This window comes from Bradyrhizobium elkanii WSM2783 (assembly GCF_000472865.1).
Lineage (GTDB): Bacteria > Pseudomonadota > Alphaproteobacteria > Rhizobiales > Xanthobacteraceae > Bradyrhizobium > Bradyrhizobium elkanii_A.
The window spans coordinates 1-2013 of record NZ_AXAP01000202.1 but is presented as its reverse complement, the minus strand read 5'-3'; the positions used below and the strand labels follow the sequence as shown (position 1 = coordinate 2013).

Annotated in this window: 1 protein-coding gene; it reads left to right on the top strand. The window is 58.9% G+C overall.

From position 1 onward, the window contains the following. Window positions 1-1205 precede the first annotated feature (1205 nt). Window positions 1206-1763 carry a YybH family protein gene (locus tag YY7_RS0149805; RefSeq protein ID WP_080664228.1) on the top strand — a complete coding sequence of 186 codons (558 nt, stop codon included), beginning with the start codon at window positions 1206-1208 and terminating at the stop codon, window positions 1761-1763. The last annotated feature ends 250 nt before the right edge of the window (window positions 1764-2013 follow it).

Genomic DNA, 2013 nt, shown 5'->3' with positions numbered 1-2013 from the left:
ACGACCGCTCCCCGATGATGCGCTCAAGATCGTACTGCGTGGCGAGGACAAGGAAGACCGAGCCGGCGCGGCGGCCTAGTGTCGCCTTTTAAATCCCGCGATCCGGCGGTCGCGTTGCCATAGCTCTATGTTCTGGCCGTCCACCAATCGCACGGCACACTGTTTAGCTTGATCTTCGCTCTCACAGAGCAGGTCTATGCGGTTGATGATGTGGCCGTCTGGTCCAACGACGTAGGCGCAATACTCTTGCATCTCAGGACTCCGAGGCTGGAGGGCTCAGTTGCAATTCGCCAGGGAACAGGGGAAGTAAAGCGTGATGCGGATATATGGGTTTTGTGTTCCAAATGTGGAGCTAAGGAGCTTTCGCTCGACGGATAATGAGACCAACTAACCGTTGTTGTAATATCTCCGCGCATGAAAACGGTCTGGTGCCGCTGCTGAGCCGCGCGAATTCGTTAAAGTAACGAGGTCAGCCGGCTCAATGGACCATGCGATCAATGCGGTGCCGGCAGCCCGCAAGCCTGTTCGTGAGCTGCACGACGATGGCGTGCGCTGGTCCTCGCCCGGCTCCCTTTTGAGCGCCGGGCTTCTTTCCGATCGTCGACTACGTCCGCCGATAATCCGGGTTGTCCACTTTGAAGCGCATTCGGGGACACATGACGGACATCGCGCTCTGTCCGAAAAGGCCATTCGCGCCGCTTATCCGTGCTTCGGGTCTTCCCCAATAAGCGGACATTGTCAGAGTCCGACGGCATGTCTCAAAGGGGCCAACAGGCGACCTCGCGCGTTCGGGTTCAGCTCGGATCGAATGGCGAGTCGGCAGACCTGGCTTCCTGCCACCACCACACCTGAACGCAACTCCGGATTTCCGAAATTTCTCTTGCAGGCATCCTGCCCCCATCTGCAAATGGCGATGTCTTTCCCTCTCTTACCTCGGTCCGGCGTCCCGTCGGCGACGTGGCGCACGACAAATCCACCGTAATGCCGGGGTCATGGTCAAGGACGGCGGCGCGTCGGGACGCGCAACCTCGATTGGTCCAACGGCGGCAACGGGTTTAGAAGTCTCTGTAGAGGCGGCTGGTGGCATTCGTCGCTACGGCATCACGCGGCGGCAATAACGATCGTCTATCGACTCTATGGCGAGAGGTGATTTCCCTCGCCGGCGTTGCAAGCTCATTCTTGTCGGGTGGTGGATATCTCGATGAATGCCGGAGCGACGAAGCGGTCAGGCTTCAGTCGTCCCGCCCCCCATATTGATGATGGAGGTGAAGATGCTATCCTGGAGAACGCTGTCGATTTTGACGCTGCTGCTCCTGATCGGCATCGCGGTCTGCGCCGACAAGGCAGCGGCGCTCCCGGTGCGTGCTGACCTGTCCGCTGACGAGCAAAAGATTCGCGAGTTGGGCCAGAAATGGGATGCGGCGGTGCGGGCTAAAGACGCGGTCGCCTGCGCGGGATTCTATGCGTCCGACGGTGCGATGCTCAACGCCAATGCGCCACTCGCGCGGGGCACTGTGGCCATCACCGCCGCCTGGCAGAGACTGCTCAGCATGAGGAATGTCAACCTGACCTTCGCCTCCACTCAGCTCATTGTCTCGAACGATGGCGACATGGCTTATGACGTCGGTACTTATGAGCTGAGCTTCGACGACAATAAAGGAATGGTGAAAGACGTCGGCAAATACGTTACCGTTTGGACGAAGGTCGGCGGCGAGTGGAAAGTAGCCGCCGACATCTCCAACAGCGATGGCGCGATGAAGTAAACAGAATTCCGGAGCATAGTCATTCGTAACGGAGGAGCCACTGAACGATTGACGAGGCCGTGTACTCATAAATTCCAGCGGCGGGGGTTACGACGGTTGATGTCCGGTGTACCCCTGGAAGCGGCGGAAGAGCAAACATTCGCGAAGGTCCGCAATGGGTGTGCGCCGTGACAAGGCGGCGCTTTCCAGTGGGTGCAAGTCCCACCCGGCAAACGCTCCAGCCGGAAGCAATCGGAGCAGTCATGGAGGT

What these genes read in the sequence shown, in the direction of transcription:
- YY7_RS0149805 (WP_080664228.1), top strand. Translation starts at nt 1,206, where the DNA reads ATGCCGGAGCGACGAAGCGGTCAGGCTTCAGTCGTCCCGCCCCCCATA.